The sequence below is a fragment of the Hallella bergensis DSM 17361 genome (assembly GCF_000160535.1).
Lineage (GTDB): Bacteria > Bacteroidota > Bacteroidia > Bacteroidales > Bacteroidaceae > Prevotella > Prevotella bergensis.
Genome location: NZ_GG704781.1, coordinates 427,286 through 441,898, shown reverse-complemented (window position 1 = coordinate 441,898; position 14,613 = coordinate 427,286). Strand labels below are relative to the sequence as shown.

Sequence of the window (14,613 nt, the reverse complement as noted above, 5' to 3'; positions counted from 1 at the left end):
ATATAATTACTGTTTTTCGATCATTGTTTTTTAGTCATTTAGAGAGAAAAGCGCCATCTTTTTTCGGCATAACCGAGCCGAGCATGACCAAAAAGCGTAAGGTTGCTGCGAAAGATGCCTTCTCACAGCACGGTTTAGCCTTAGTGGCTGCATGGAAGAGCCTCAACCGCACAGCGGTTGAGGTTTACACGTCATGCCATTCGATATTCAATCGCAGGTGGAAAAATAGAAGGGGAAGGGCCGTTTTTTAAAAACACTGACTATCAGGAGTTTACAAAACTCGGCATATTTTACGTATTTCGAGCGACAGCAAACTTATTTTCTAATAAGCGAAGATTAGAAGGCATTTTGTCAATATAATTAATCATATATGCGTTGTACATGCTTTCTGTTGTACTTCTCAAATATAGTCTAAAAAAGTAATATAAAACAAGGATTATAAAATTTCATCCATAGGGATGTCTGTTTCTTCAAAAGGCACATGATCGACTTTTTGGAAATCAAAGCACACACCTACTTTGTATATACGGGGTGAACGAGCAAAGAATTTGTCGTAGTAGCCCTTACCTCTTCCCAATCGATTTCCATCTTTATCAAAGCACATTCCCGGAACGAGTGCAAGATCTATGGCTTTGTAATTGTGGAACAGAGGACCTGACGGTTCCATGATATGAAAAGAGCCTTCATGCAAACTTTCTTTTCCCTGGTATATTCTGAGCTCCATTTCACCATTCTCTATTACTTTTGGCAAAAGAATTTGTTTTCCTTCCTTATAAAGATTGTCAATTAACGAGTGAGTATTCACTTCGTCTGGTAGAGAGTAATATAACAGGATGTTATGGGCTTCGAGCACTTTGGGATGGTGCATTAGCCGGCTGATAATTTCAAGCGACAACATTTCAAGTTCGTCGCTTGAATATTGTCGCTTGTAATTACGTATCATTTGTCTGAGTTCAGACTTGTTCATGGCGTTGGCTTTCTATTTTTTCTTCTTTGTGCTCATCGGCTTTTCAGGTGCTTTGGGAAAGGAAGCATTTCTTTTGAACACGTCCATGGCTGATGCAATGACGGGATCATCCTGGTTGAGATATTGGGTGAGAGCCTGCTCATCCAACATGTTATAAATAATGCGCGCATTGATATATTTATTGAGCAGTGCATAGCTTTTCCTTATCATTAAATTACGGCGTCTCAGGCCATTTTTATCGGCATAACTTGCAAACTGATCGACTAATCTTTGTTTCTTCAAGTATTTTTCCAATTGAAGGAGCTCTCGGAAGTCTTTCATTTTCTGCCGGTTATTGTCAGTATAGCTAAAGGCAAACTGTAGGATCAGTCCAGTCATGGCTGCCCGCTTGTAATATGAGGTTACGTTACTGGTATCTTCCGGAACAAATATATCAGGCGTTACACCACCACCACCATAAACCTCGCGACCATTTGCTGTATGATAGGCAGGGCCTGTGTGGGGAATGCTGTCCTGATAGAAAAACTCTCCATGTTGGTATCTGCTTAACAAGTCTGTTGCATAGCTTGCATCTTCCCCGTCGGTATAAGGTTTCTGAATGCATCGTCCAGAGGGAGTGTAATACCTTGCAACGGTAAGTCTGATCATGCTTCCGTCGGGGAAGGGTATCTGTTGTTGCACCAAGCCCTTGCCAAACGATCGCCGTCCAATAATGGTAGCGCGGTCATTGTCTTGCATGGCACCGGCAAATATCTCTGCAGCCGAAGCCGAACCTTCATTAATTAGCACCACAAGAGGCATCTTCTGATAGGCTCCATGGCCGTCAGAATGATAATCCTGACGAGGAGACTTACGTCCCTCTGTATAAACGACAAGTTTCTTGGCAGGCAGGAATTCGTAGGCCATCTGTACGGCACTTTGCAGATATCCACCTGTATTGTCGCGCAAGTCAATCACCAAATTACTAAATCCCTGCTGCTGCAAGTTGGCCAAGGCTATAAGGAGTTCTGGATATGTCTTCTCTCCGAAGCTCTTTACCTTAATATATCCCGTCTCGTCATCAAGCATATATGATGCTGTTACTGTCTTTGTCGGTATTTCACCACGGGTGATTTCAAAATTTACAGGGCTTGTTCGACCGTACCTTTTCACACCGATTTTAACTTTAGATCCCTTGGGGCCCTTTAACCGGCGCATGGCTTCTTCGTTGGTAACCTCCTTACCCACAAACTTCTTTCCGTCTACCGCAATGATTTTATCACCAGCTATAATCCCAGCTTTTTCGGCAGGACCATTCCTAATGACGTTTTGCACACGTATCGTATCTTCACGAATTGTAAATTCTATACCAACTCCCGAGAACGAACCTTTAAGATCGTCAGTTGCGGCTTGAACATCCTTGGCATTAATATAAACAGAATGCGGGTCAAGCTCTGCAAGAATCTCGGGTATGGCATTTTCTACCAATGAGTCCACGTTCACTTTATCAACATATTGATCATCAATGATACGGAGGAGATTGTTCAAACGATTGCTGCCATTGTTGATAATGGTTAGCCTATTACCGGAAAAGTGATTGGCATAAAAAGAGCCAATAATTACTCCTATGACTACACAGAGAGCCATGAGCAAAGGCATAAACCTATTCTTATTCTCGTTCTTCATCTATTTTGTTGTTTATACGGTCTGTGTCTAATAAAACCACCTCGATACCCGCACGACGGAGAAGGCAGATGCCATCATCAAGACGATACTTCTCACCATAAACCACGCGTTTAATTCCTGCCTGGATAATCAGCTTGGCACATTCTATGCAAGGGGAAGCCGTAACATAAAGCGTCGCCCCCTCACTGTTGTTATGAGAACGTGCTAACTTGGTAATGGCATTGGCTTCTGCATGCAATACGTATGGTTTGGTGAGATCGTTGTCATCCTCGCACACATTCTCAAAGCCGCTTGGCGTTCCGTTGTATCCATCGCTAATAATCATCTTGTTCTTAACAACCAATGCTCCTACCTGGCGCCGTTTACAATATGAGTTCTCTGCCCATATCCGAGCCATACGCAGATATCTGCCATCCAGTCGCAAAGCTTTCTCTTGTCTCATTTCTTTATCCATGATTATAGTCTCTGTCAACTCTTCTTGATCCCGTTGCGTATCAGTAGCGCATCAATTGATGGTTCTTGTCCTCGGAAACGTTTATACAGTACCATCGGATTTTCTGTTCCTCCCTTGGACAATACATTCTCCCTCAGTTTTGCTGCAGTTTCCTTATCGAATATTCCATTTTTCTTGAATAGGCTGAAAGCATCTGCATCGAGCACCTCTGCCCACTTATAACTATAATATCCGGCAGCATATCCTCCTGCCATGATATGCGAGAACTGTGCTGTCATACAAGTATCGGGCAGTTGGTCAATGATCATGGCCTCCTGCCAGGCCCGCTTTTCAAATGGAATAATATCCTCAGTAAATTCTTTTTTCTGAGTATAATAAGCCATGTCCAACAGTCCAAAACTAACCTGACGTAAACATGCATAGGCCACATTGAAGTTCCGGCTCTTCAATATTCTCTCAATAAGGTCGTCAGGAATAGGTTCACCGGTTTGGTAATGAAAGGCAAACGTACGCAGAAATTCTTTTTCTGTAGAATAGTTTTCCATGAACTGAGATGGCATCTCCACAAAGTCCCACCATACATTTGTTCCAGAAAGACTTTCGAAGCGCGTGTTTGCGAATATGCCATGAAGCGCATGTCCAAATTCATGCAGGAAGGTTTCTACCTCACCCAGGGTAAGCAGTGCAGGCTTCGATGCAGTAGGCTTTGTGAAATTCATTACCACACTTACGTGGGGGCGAATGTTTTCTCCTTTGCGATTAATATATTGTCCTTGAAATTCCGTCATCCATGCGCCACCCTGCTTACCATCTCGAGGATAGAAATCAGCATAGAACACCGCAAGATAGCTTCCATCTTCATCAAATACTTCGTATGCTTTCACATCGGGATGATATACCGGAATATCCTTATTCTCCTTGAACGTGATTCCATAGAGCTTATTGGCCAAGCCAAAAACCCCACCAATAACCTTGTCAAGCTGAAAGTATGGGCGTAGCATCTCAGCATCGAGATTATATTTTTCCATCTGAAGTTTGTGGGCATAAAAGGAGAAATCCCAGGGTTTAAGCTCAAAATCTTCTCCCTCCATCTGCTTGGCCTTTGCCTCAATAGCCTTCACCTCCCGTATTGCTGTTGGTTTGTAAGCATCTATCAAGTCATTCAATAGTTTGTAAACATGCTCTGCACTTCCTGCCATACGATGCTTCATCACATAGTCGGCGTATGTATCATAGCCTAACAATTGGGCAATTTCCCGGCGTAGGTTGACAAGGCGTTGGCATATCTTGAGGTTATTTTCATCGTTGTCGTGAGTACATTCGGTGTTTCGTGCCATGTACATTTGCTCACGCAGGTCACGCTGGGTCGAATACGACATAAATGGGGAATAGCTGGGGTAGTCGAGTGTAAACACCCACCCGGTTACGTTTCTCTCACTCGCAGCAAGTGCTGCGGCATCAATCGCAGTGTCAGGCAATCCTTCAAGCTTCGCCTTGTCTGTGATATGAAGCGTATAAGCCTTGTTCTCCTTCAATAAGTTCTGAGAAAATTGTAGGGTGAGCATGCTTGCTTCTTCGGTAAGTTTTCGCAGTTTTTCTTTTCCCTCATTGTCAAGTTCCGCACCGCTTCTTACAAAAGCATCATACTGCTTGTTGAGCAACATACTTTCTTCTGCCGTGAGCTCCCTATGGTTCTCATACACATGTTTGATGCGTTGGAAAAGTTTTTCATTGAAAATCACATCGTTTGCATGCTGTGTCAAAACAGGATTAAGCTTTTGTGCCAAAGCCTCCATCTTGTCATTGGTGTCAGCACTCATCATACATGAAAACACCGTGGACACCCTGTCGAGTAGGTCATAATAGTGTGGCCCGTGGCTCTGATCATCAACAACGATCGTGTTTTCAAAAGTAGGCTCGTCAGGATTATTTATAATTTTATCTATCTCCTCATTATCCCGACGGATTCCTTCCATGAAGGCCTCTTCATAGTCTTCAAATCTAATTTTTCCAAATGGGACAGTATTATGAAGCGTTGCATAAGGCTCCATAAAAGGATTTTTTCTTGTTTCAGAAATATTCATAACATGCTAAAATCTTCTCTATAAAGTATTGCAAAGATAATAAAAAGATTATAGACACATTATTAAAAAGTAATATTTAACTTATCAAGCTTCCAGCAGTTGTTCAACAGATGGTATTTCTATTTTGCCCCTACTAAGTATTACCAATCCATCGTCAGCCATGGCGTTCAACACCTGTGACACATGCAACCGACTGTCGTTTAGCTCACGTGCCAAACGTGCCATTTTTATCTTAAATACTTTTCTTCCTGCCGGATACGTGCAATGGGATATAAAAAACCTGACTATGCGCTGGTTTAAATTTTGAGGAAATCCCTTCCAGTCTTGCCGTAACCTCTTTTGTAGTGCGGTGGATATCGTATTGAGCAAGTTTAATCTGAAGATTAACGAGTCGCTGGTCAGTCTTAATATCTCGTTTTTGTTAATACAGACAAGACTGCAGGTGGTCAGAGCCTTGATCGTGCTGCTATAACGCTGTGTCAGGCCGAAAGTTCGCTCCGGTTGCAAAGTGTATGGAGCATTCAGGTATTCACATACCACATATCCGTTATCATGAGCATAGGTTTGTACTTCAACTTCACCATCTACCAGAAGCATCAACTGTCCGCTTTTTTCTCCTTCGGAAACAATGTTTTCCCCACTCATGACCTTTAGAAAATCAAACTTTATCCGTGCTATGATTCGCTCCAATTCATCTTTGCCCATTCCCACAAAGAGTGGGAGAGTAATGAGTTTTCTATAAAGCCCGAAATCCTCCATGTTATATCTCTATAAGCTCACTCCTCGATTTTATCTTTCATAGATGGGGAGTACCATATCTTGTTGTTACCCCGGCTATCAGCATATATAATATAAACCATTAGTTCAGGATGTTTTTTTAATATCTCCTTGGTTTTGTCGAGTCCCATAACCATGAACGAAGTTGCGTAAGCATCTGCTACTGCACACTGATCTGCGAGTACTGTTGCAGACAGAATGCCATGTTGTACCGGATAACCGGTTTTAGGATCTATAGTGTGGGCATACTTCTTACCATTTTTGTAATAGAAATTCCTATAGTTACCGCTTGTTGCCATGGCTTTATTGGTAACATTCAGTATGGTTTGCAACTCCTGATCTTGTCTGATAGAATCATCTACAGGTTTCGTTACTCCTATCTTCCATGGCAGTCTTTTTTCACTGATGCCACTTGAAACAACCTCTCCACCAATTTCGACAATAAAGTTTTCAATTCCTTCTTTCTTCAGGTAATTTGCCACAACATCTACACCGTAACCTTTAGCTATAGCCGAGCAGTCGAGCATAATACGTGAGTCTTGCTTGACGATACGGCCGGACTCGAGCCTTACTTTTTGGTAGCCCACCAGTGATTTGAGAGAGTCAACAACATGTTTGGTAGGAGGTGTACCTTTTTTAAATCCAAATCCCCATGCGTTGACCATGGGGGCAACAGTAATATCAAAAGCCCCATCGGTTTCCTTAGAAATCTGTTCAGCCATATTAAAGACATCTTTGAACATATCGTTCAACTCTACCGGCTCATTTTGATTGACATTCGACAGGATAGAGTTTTTGTTGAAAGTAGACAATGCGTCATCTACCTTCTTCATCTCAGCTTCAATGTTTTCTTGCAAGTCCTTGTTATGCTGGTAGGTCACATGATACACTGTCCCAAAAACAAAACCCTCGTTGTGTTGGTAGGGCAGGTTGCGCTGCTGTCTGATAATAAGTACCGTCCCGATAACAAGAAGGAGGAGGAAGGCTATCTGCCATATACGAATTGTTCTATTTTTTGCTCTCATGCTTTAAAATTCTAAGATAACATCAAAAGTCCCTGTCAGACGTGTATCACCCTGTTTACCAAATCCGGGAACATACCACACATTCCCCATTTCGCCACTGTCGTGTTTCAGGCGCCGTTTGTATCTGGCACTCCAACCTAAATGCAACGGGCCAAATATCTTGGCATCAATACTGGCCAGCAGCTCTGCCCAATGACAATTGGCCGTTATGCCATGGCCGGAGAAAGGAGAGGTTCCACCAAAAACCGGATCGGTTATATCCGGATGGTCTATGTCAACCTTGAATGAAGTATAGGCATAGCGAAAGCCTACATACACACGATAAATATCGTGCTTGTTTTTCATGATATTGAAGTCGGCTCCGATCTTGCCATAAGGGGCAGAGGTTTTGTATGAGATTTGGGTGATAAAATTATCGTGGTCGGCTTTGCCGAGTCCCAACTCCAACACGGGAAAGTATTTGTCCTTGAAGTTAATGCGCAATCCCGCCTCGTATTGTCCATAGTCTGACACCAGGCTTTGAACCAGTCCCACCATGTCTGCCTTGACTTGGAAGCCACGAAAGAAAGGAATGGAGTCGTCTATGTGTTTCAAGCGCAGTTTCTCTTGAAGTTCCTTATGAGATTTTTGGGCGGATGCATTGGGCAGTACGCCCAAAAACAACACGCTAAAGACGATACTCCTTAAAATAAATATGGAAATGCTTTTGCGAGATATCATAAGTTACTTCTTTATGGTTGATGACAATGGAGTCGATAGCATTGCGCGTGTATCGTATTCCCGTGATGGTGTGAAAATAATTAAGTCCACAGTCCACCGACTCAAAGTGTGGATGGTTTGTTTTCTCCACCCACACCGTGTCTGTAAGTGAGTTGGTTTGAAAATAAAGCACATCGACATCTTGCCCATAGCTTACTGGTAAGAAAAAACTATCCGTATTCACTTGTTTGTTAATCAAAATGGAATCAAATCCATTTTGTTTTGTAGTAGATATGGTAAGCGTGTCGGGTAGTGTTGTAACTTTACCCATCAGTTTATAATTGGTATATACAGTATTGTTGAGCGGACAGTCTACACTCGAACATGATACTATAATCGCTATCGTGAACAACATGCAGGCATGTAGCCAGCTGTAGTTGCATTTCCGTTTCATACTCAACCTATTGTCTTCTCTATCTGATAATCGTTTCGGTTGGGATTCTGACGACTCATGAGGTCGCCAATAAAACCAGCCAGGAAAAATTGGGAGCCTACAATCAATGCTGTCAGCGCGATGTAAAACGAGGCATGGTTGGCCAGCAAGTCGCCGTAGGTCCCGTGGCACAGGTCGATTAATTTGTCAACTCCCAGCCAGCAAAGTGCCACAAAGCCTATAAAGAAGATCAAGCTACCGATAAAGCCAAAAACATGCATGGGCTTTTTCCCAAAATTCGTGAGAAACCAAAGCGTGAGCAAATCGAGATAGCCATTGAAGAACCGATTGATTCCAAACTTGGTGCTCCCGTATTTCCGAGCTTGGTGTTTAACCACCTTTTCTCCAATTTTACTGAATCCTGCATTTTTGGCAAGATAGGGGATATACCGGTGCATCTCTCCATAGACCTCAATATTCTTGACCACAGCATTTTTGTATGCCTTCAGTCCACAATTGAAGTCATGCAGATTGTCAATGCCTGAAAACCTGCGGGCAGTGGCATTGAAAAGCTTGGTTGGGATTGTCTTCGTCAGTGGATCGTATCGTTTTTGCTTATACCCCGATACTAAATCATAGCCATCTTCCATCACCATGCGGTAAAGTTCAGGAATTTCATCTGGCGAATCCTGCAAATCAGCATCCATGGTGATGACAACATTGCCCTGAGCCTCCTTAAAACCACAATAGAGCGCAGGGCTTTTGCCATAGTTACGGCGGAATTTAATACCCTTCACATGCTCGTCCTTCCCGGAAAGTTCTTCAATAACACTCCATGAATGGTCGGTGGAGCCATCATTAATAAAAATGATTTCGTATGAGAAGCGGTTTTCTTGCATCACTCGCTTGATCCAAGCATGGAGTTCGGGCAAAGATTCAGCCTCATTGAAAAGAGGGATAACAACTGATATATCCATAGCATGAATGATATTTCTAATTTGATAATTGTTGCGTTTTTTTCTTGCAAAAAAATGCAATAGGCAAACTTAGAAGTGAACCGATAAATAAGTTTTGCATCATAAAGACAAAGACAATCTGTATAGGTGACATCATGCCTATCATCTCCATCCCGTCTTTCATATATTTCAATGCCTCCGTATCGTCTATTCCGCTGGTCTTGTAGGCCTGCTGTAGTGTTGTTACGTTGGTGCTAAGCATAGACAGCATGGCTCCATGATCAAAATACCGGAAGTAGATGAATTGGGCTACCGCAAAAATCAGGGATGCATAGAAAAAAGTGTAGCACGAAAAAGCCAAACCCCGCTTGAAAGAGATAGTGCCTTGAAGAGCATCGTTTCGAAAACTGGACAGGCGCCAGCCAACGAAAAAAGGTGTGGACAAAGCCATCAGACTACCCCAAGACGACATTGGCATATAGATCATTAGCAGAAAGCTAGCAATCCATAGCAGGGCAAGAAACAGCCCTTCCTGACGGGCAAAAGCCTTGACTTGTACAAGTGCAACTACATTTATCATAGTGTGTGCAAAGTTACGCATTTAAATTTTAATATGGCGGAGCATATCCTTCTACTTTTCAAAAAATATGTTAAAGAGCAGCAAGTTTCCCAGTTTACATTTCTATTTTCACTTATAAAGCATTACCTTTGCACCTGCAAAATCACCATGCCAAATGGTGTAAACATGGGCAAGTCTCTTACGGTCAGCTCCCTCGGAATCCCCCAGGATGGGAACATAGCAAGGGTACTTGGTTGTAGCGACGCGATAAGAATAGCTTGCCCACCTGCCTCTTTAGCTCAGTTGGCCAGAGCACGTGATTTGTAATCTCGGGGTCGTTGGTTCGAATCCGACAAGAGGCTCGAAAAAACTTCAATAGGTAAATTGATATACTAACAGACGCAAACCGTGAGGCAACCGTCTGTTTTTTTTATGGAAACTTCTCAAGCCGACATCTTAAACGAACCTTCACAACCTTCACCTCATGGAATCCACATGTAAAATAGAATTACTGTTTTTCGATGGTTGATTTTTTTATATCCAGCGAAAAATGCGCCATGTTTCCGGCTGTAATTTTCACTTCCCTGAACCTTGAAAGATTCGAAGTCATGCCATCACTATCTTCTGGCAGAATGTTTTGAGCCACATGACCACATCATCAAGCCGCGATCGCGCCGCGGTCAAAGCTTAATCGCACTGCCATTCAATATGAAAACGCAACCGACGAAACAGGAGCCGCAAGAAAGAAATCGGGAAGTGGCTGATTTTCAAAAAGCTATAAAATTCGTCTTATTTTTGCATATTTCCGGCCAATGGAGTTTTATTTTTGAATTTACCAAGTATGGAGAGGTGTTTGTAAAACAAAATACAAAGATTCTGCATGCCAAGACTTGTGTCCCAAGCATCCTTCGAGACACTGATGCACGACGTTGAACTTCTCATCTTAACAAAGGCAACAATGGTCCCGGAAAAATTTTAACCATCGCGATGCTTTCCCAAATCGATACTTTTTCTTATATTTGCCAATAGGTTTAACCTATAATGTTAGCAATTTGTGAAACAGCGCAGAACTTCGCTTAAGGATTTAGCCGCGGAACTTGGTGTGAGCATCGCTACCGTTTCGCGTGCTCTTCATGGTAGTCATGAGGTAAGTAAGCAAATGCAACAAAAGGTTAGAGTATTGGCTCAGAAACGAAACTACAGACCTAACCCCTTTGCACAGAGCCTGCGCAAGGAGGCGCCACATATCATAGGCGTCATTGTGCCCAACTTAGTGACTCACTACTTTGCATCGGTGCTCGACGGCATAGAGGATTGTGCCACGCGAAACGGCTATTCGGTGATTTCGGCGAACAGCCACGAAAGTCACAAATTGGAAGAAAAGGCTATCGACAACTTCTATTCGATGCATGTGGATGGCATTATCAGCTGCCTGGCACAAGACACCACTGACTATACGCATTATGAGCAAATGGCCAAATTGGATATGCCTTTGGTTTTCTTCGGGCGAACCTGCTTGCCCGATCTGTTTTCTCAGGTAGTGGCCAACGGGGACGAGGCTGCATACAATGCTACAAATCACATGTTGGAAATGGGGGCCAAGCGAGTGGCTTTTATTGGAGGTCCCAACCATTTGGATATGGTGAAGCGTCGCAAACATGGATATTTACAAGCCTTGCGCGATGCCCGCATAGTCATTGACCGAGATTTAGTGGTGTGTGGAAAAATTGACTTTGATGTTGCCCGCCAAGCAACCATAGCACTGCTGCAAACCCAAAAACGGCCTGATGCTATTTTGGCCTTCAACGACATTCTGACATATGCAGCTTTCGATGCCATCAAAAGTCAGAACCTGCGCATACCCGAAGATGTGGCCATTATAGGATTTACGGATGGAGATAACTCTGCGTTTGTAACTCCACGCCTCTCGGCCATCATGGATCAAGCCCATGAACAGGGATTCACCGCATGCGAACTCCTAATCAGACGGATAGAGGGCGACAGAAAGATTTACAAGAAGATTGTTCCCATGATTCTGAAGTTCCGGGAAAGTAGCGAGATTGTAAAGAACCAATGAGACTCAGAAGAAAGTAATTCCTATGGTTGATTCTGCTCCCCGAATCTAATTCTACTAAATTTAAAGCCCATAGACTGCAACAGGTTGCTAAACTGCGCTGACGCATTTTGCTCCGCACTGCGTATATTGGCTGGTGTCATGCATCGCGCTTTCATCACCCGGGCAGCTTTTGCAGTCAGTTTAGCCTTATCTGCCTCGCTCCATTTGCCTTCCTCAAAAAAAGCCTTGGTGCGGGCTTCGTCAATAAAATTATGATCTAACAACTTGACAGGGGGCAGCAGCACCGTTACGGTGTCCTGCTCCATTTTTATCCAACCTTCTTTGGTTTCGCCCAGGTCGATGCCAAGACGGAGCGTACCGTAGTATATTCGCGCCAGTTCATCATCACCAAAAAAACCATGCCGTATGGTGTCTATGAGTTCCTCGTCGCTGATTGCAAGAAACTCCCATTGACCTATATTTTTTATCTTGGTTATCTGAACAGGCGTGATGCCTATCTTGCCACTCTTTTCTGTCTTGACTCCACAGCCTTTGATGACCCATATCGCGAAAGCCAGGACTCCTGCAATGAGCGCAGCGATGATCAAGAGTTTCAGAACAAGTGCTTTGACAGACTGCCCCAAAATGGAATGATTAAATTTATTCTGTTTCCCCATAAAGCCTATTCTGTTTTCTTGATAAGTGATGGAAAGTCATTCCATGTAAACTTTTTACGGAAGGTAATTGTCACATCGTCTGACGAATATCCCATTTGTTCTATTATCGGAAAGATTTGCCGAGCTGCATTTTGCCGGGCATTTTCCATAATACCCAACTTGGGCAGTGATTTGATCATATCATTACGCCCCTGTTGTTGCAATCGCGTTATCTCCTCATCCGAAAAGTTTTTCCGTAAGACCGATACCTTTTTCTTTATACCCGCATGATTCACTTGTGTGCTGGTCATGATAAACTCCGGGTCGGGTAGTATGATTTCAATTTTGCCATCGTGCTTCTTAATGTTTTTCTCTGAGAAATTGGAAAAATCAATATAGGCCTTCACATTGGCAGTCATGGGTATGGCCACCTTGCGTCTTCCCATGGGCAAATCTATCTTGAAATCTTGGTGTAGGAAAGATCCGTTGATGGATACGGAGTCTCCATAGGTTACAATCTTGCGGAGTTGGTATTCTGTGGTGTATAGACGGGAGCACTTTTGAATCTGCATCACCATCATTGGAATAGTGTCTACAGTCGGCTTCTCAACATCCTTGGTTTGATGTCCACAACCTGTTATTAGGAAGAGAAGCATCCAAAAGCACAGCATGAAGCGATTGATTTGCATCTGTATTTACTGTTGGTATTATTGCAAAGTTAATTACAAAAAAACAGAAAACTCGAAATTTAAGTTTTTTTTATGCATCTTCTGTTAAACTTTTTATCCTTACTGTCGTCATAGCATCAGTCGGTTTCCGTAACAAAATGTCAAGGCCAATGATGAACATACCAAACATTCTGAATTAAAATTCCGTTAACCGGCGAAAAGAGTGACGAACACATTTCATAAACTAAACTTTTATTATATCGTGTGAAACTCAATAGGTTAGTAAAGATTTCAAAGTATTTAGGAACGGGCATTCTCTATGTGAATAGGGAATGCCCTTTGTTTTTTCAACCTTTTTGCTTAATTTTGCACATATAACCAACATTGAAATGATGAAAAGATTATTAGATATATGTGTTATGGCAGTGGCTGTCTTGGCACTATCCGCGTGTTCTGAAAAGAAATCGAACACCATTATTATTACCAAGAAGCGTCCGGAAATTGCAAAAACATCTGTAACCCGCAAAATGGGAGACTATTCGCAAGAAAGAAAAACAGAATGGTTGGGGAAACAATATACAATCGAAACTAAGTTGTGGGCAGACGAGTCGTTGCCCCTTGCATCGGACGGATTTTCCAAATATTACGACAACCGTATCATGTTGCGAGTGGTTCGTGCAGATGGTACAGAGTTTCTGAAGAAGGAGTTTACCAAAAGTTTTTTTAGAGAGTATATCAACGATACTTACTATAAAGACGGCGCTTTGCTCGGTATTGTATTTGTTCAAGCAGAAGGCAGATATTTGCTTTTCGCGGCAAGCGTGGGCAATCCGGATAAATCGAGCGATGAGTATGTACCCTTGGTTCTGAAAATCGACAATTTTGGCAATGTGTCTATATCCAAGGATACCCAATTGGATACAGATTCTCAGATGGTTGATGAGGAAGAGGATGGGGTGTAGAACATAGGAAAATGAGGACACAGCCTGTGGAATGAACAATCAGCATGTCATCCTGGGCGGATGGGCATGCCTGAGTGTACATTTCATGGCCGATACCACGTCTCTAACATGAAAGTTGGAAAGAGACGGCCACCATGTGGTGAATCTTTATCTGTCGGGCCTTGTCAGTTCCGCAAAAGCACTGTCGAACTCGCGCGGATGTTTGGCGATTAGACAGACATTGACTAAAGCATTGGCAACCATTTCTTCATCAGACAAATCGACGCCTTTTTCCCTGGAAAGATTTTTACCAAGACACACGGCCCAGTTGGTGTCGAAGTCGCGATCCTCTGCACCTACATAATGTTCATTCCCGTTGGGAGAGGACAAAATCTTATACTTGATCTCCTTCTTTGAAGGTACAGGGGTCATATCCGTCAGAATGGTATAAGCTAGCTTTAATGGCTCTTGAAATTTTCCGGTACCGGGAAACATTTCGGCAATAACAGGCATTAGCTCATCAAAGTCGTATGCCTGAAGGTATTCGTACAGTCTCATAGTTTACAGTATTTTAATTTGGATTTATGATATCATCATCGTTTCAAAACAACAGTTGCACCCGCTCCTGCATTGGCAAATACCGTTGTGAACACTCAAAGTTACATTTTTTTGC

Annotated in this window: 16 protein-coding genes and 1 tRNA gene; 4 read left to right on the top strand and 13 right to left on the bottom strand. The window is 42.8% G+C overall.

The features are described from left to right. Positions 1-436: 436 nt before the first annotated feature. From HMPREF0645_RS05820 to HMPREF0645_RS05775, 10 genes are all read right to left on the bottom strand, one after another. Positions 437-967 carry a 5-formyltetrahydrofolate cyclo-ligase gene (locus tag HMPREF0645_RS05820; protein WP_007173987.1) on the bottom strand — a complete coding sequence of 177 codons (531 nt, stop codon included), beginning with the start codon at positions 965-967 and terminating at the stop codon, positions 437-439. Between the two features lie 12 nt (positions 968-979). Then, a complete protein-coding gene (locus HMPREF0645_RS05815) occupies positions 980-2,632 on the bottom strand; it encodes a S41 family peptidase (RefSeq protein ID WP_007173986.1) in 1,653 nt (550 codons plus the stop codon). Then, complete coding sequence (locus tag HMPREF0645_RS05810; protein WP_007173985.1) at positions 2,616-3,086, bottom strand: dCMP deaminase family protein; 471 nt, start codon at positions 3,084-3,086, stop codon at positions 2,616-2,618. The genes HMPREF0645_RS05815 and HMPREF0645_RS05810 overlap by 17 nt, the downstream gene beginning before the upstream one ends. 14 nt (positions 3,087-3,100) lie before the next feature. Beyond that, positions 3,101-5,170, bottom strand: coding sequence for a M3 family metallopeptidase (locus tag HMPREF0645_RS05805; RefSeq protein ID WP_007173984.1), 2,070 nt, complete (start codon positions 5,168-5,170; stop codon positions 3,101-3,103). A gap of 84 nt (positions 5,171-5,254) precedes the next feature. After that, on the bottom strand, positions 5,255-5,875 hold the full coding sequence (locus HMPREF0645_RS05800) for a Crp/Fnr family transcriptional regulator (protein ID WP_245544006.1): 621 nt from the start codon (positions 5,873-5,875) through the stop codon (positions 5,255-5,257). A 71-nt stretch (positions 5,876-5,946) separates the two neighbouring features. Beyond that, positions 5,947-6,972, bottom strand: coding sequence for an FAD:protein FMN transferase (locus tag HMPREF0645_RS05795; RefSeq protein ID WP_007173982.1), 1,026 nt, complete (start codon positions 6,970-6,972; stop codon positions 5,947-5,949). Positions 6,973-6,975: 3 nt separating this feature from the next. Beyond that, positions 6,976-7,692, bottom strand: coding sequence for a DUF6048 family protein (locus HMPREF0645_RS05790; RefSeq protein WP_044123332.1), 717 nt, complete (start codon positions 7,690-7,692; stop codon positions 6,976-6,978). Beyond that, entirely contained in the window at positions 7,640-8,125 is a 486-nt protein-coding gene (locus tag HMPREF0645_RS05785; RefSeq protein ID WP_044123331.1) for a DUF6452 family protein, read from the bottom strand. Before HMPREF0645_RS05785 ends, HMPREF0645_RS05790 begins: the two co-directional genes overlap by 53 nt. A 2-nt stretch (positions 8,126-8,127) precedes the next feature. Continuing rightward, positions 8,128-9,081, bottom strand: coding sequence for a glycosyltransferase family 2 protein (locus HMPREF0645_RS05780; RefSeq protein ID WP_007173979.1), 954 nt, complete (start codon positions 9,079-9,081; stop codon positions 8,128-8,130). Positions 9,082-9,097: 16 nt separating this feature from the next. Next, positions 9,098-9,661 carry a DUF4199 domain-containing protein gene (locus HMPREF0645_RS05775; RefSeq protein WP_007173978.1) on the bottom strand — a complete coding sequence of 188 codons (564 nt, stop codon included), beginning with the start codon at positions 9,659-9,661 and terminating at the stop codon, positions 9,098-9,100. Between the two features lie 246 nt (positions 9,662-9,907). Between HMPREF0645_RS05775 and HMPREF0645_RS05770 the strand changes: the two genes are divergently transcribed. The 3 genes from HMPREF0645_RS05770 to HMPREF0645_RS05760 all read left to right on the top strand — a co-directional run bounded on the left by HMPREF0645_RS05770 (position 9,908) and on the right by HMPREF0645_RS05760 (position 11,696). Further along, positions 9,908-9,981 (top strand) — tRNA-Thr (locus HMPREF0645_RS05770). A 229-nt stretch (positions 9,982-10,210) separates the two neighbouring features. Next, positions 10,211-10,552, top strand: coding sequence for a hypothetical protein (locus tag HMPREF0645_RS05765; RefSeq protein ID WP_044123329.1), 342 nt, complete (start codon positions 10,211-10,213; stop codon positions 10,550-10,552). A gap of 121 nt (positions 10,553-10,673) precedes the next feature. Further along, positions 10,674-11,696 (top strand): LacI family DNA-binding transcriptional regulator, encoded by a 1,023-nt coding sequence (locus HMPREF0645_RS05760; protein WP_007173976.1) that lies wholly within the window; start codon positions 10,674-10,676, stop codon positions 11,694-11,696. A gap of 20 nt (positions 11,697-11,716) precedes the next feature. On the opposite strand, the gene HMPREF0645_RS05755 is transcribed toward HMPREF0645_RS05760, so the two are convergent. Both HMPREF0645_RS05755 and HMPREF0645_RS05750 read right to left on the bottom strand, forming a co-directional pair. Further along, the gene (locus tag HMPREF0645_RS05755; protein WP_007173975.1) at positions 11,717-12,352 is read right to left on the bottom strand and encodes a DUF4230 domain-containing protein; all 636 of its coding nucleotides are present in this window, start codon (positions 12,350-12,352) and stop codon (positions 11,717-11,719) included. Between the two features lie 5 nt (positions 12,353-12,357). Continuing rightward, a complete protein-coding gene (locus HMPREF0645_RS05750) occupies positions 12,358-13,020 on the bottom strand; it encodes a DUF4230 domain-containing protein (protein ID WP_007173974.1) in 663 nt (220 codons plus the stop codon). A gap of 371 nt (positions 13,021-13,391) precedes the next feature. Here HMPREF0645_RS05750 and HMPREF0645_RS05745 point away from each other — a divergent pair, with 371 nt between their 5' ends. Then, entirely contained in the window at positions 13,392-13,961 is a 570-nt protein-coding gene (locus HMPREF0645_RS05745; RefSeq protein ID WP_044123429.1) for a DUF4738 domain-containing protein, read from the top strand. A 147-nt stretch (positions 13,962-14,108) separates the two neighbouring features. On the opposite strand, the gene HMPREF0645_RS05740 is transcribed toward HMPREF0645_RS05745, so the two are convergent. After that, on the bottom strand, positions 14,109-14,498 hold the full coding sequence (locus tag HMPREF0645_RS05740) for a hypothetical protein (RefSeq protein WP_007173972.1): 390 nt from the start codon (positions 14,496-14,498) through the stop codon (positions 14,109-14,111). Positions 14,499-14,613: the final 115 nt, after the last annotated feature.